This is a genomic window from Psychromonas arctica (genome assembly GCF_038155225.1).
In the GTDB taxonomy this organism is placed as follows: Bacteria; Pseudomonadota; Gammaproteobacteria; order Enterobacterales; family Psychromonadaceae; genus Psychromonas; species Psychromonas arctica_B.
Window position 1 is genome coordinate 1 of the sequence record NZ_JBAKBA010000204.1, and the last position, 233, is coordinate 233.

1 pseudogene is annotated in these 233 nt (G+C 41.6%); it reads left to right on the top strand.

Annotation, left to right across the window (positions count from 1 at the left end):
• Positions 1 to 155, top strand: a pseudogene (locus V6255_RS18305) (ribosome biogenesis GTPase YlqF); the annotation flags it as partial.
• Positions 156 to 233 lie beyond the last annotated feature (78 nt).

Here is a 233-nt window from a genome sequence, read left to right on the forward strand (position 1 = left end):
TTATTGCTACAACGGGTAATGAACCCGCAGTGACCAACAACCATCAAGGCATTCGCCTTGCCAGTGGGATTATGGTGTCTGCTACGCCCGGATTTTTATGGCCTAAAATTGAATATGCTAACTCGGGTTACCGCTTAGCAGTAAGAGGTGCGATTTAAGATACAGCTATTGAATATGAAGTTATCGCATATTACGCCGCTGAGTATTTAATATAACATTATTTACCCCGTTTA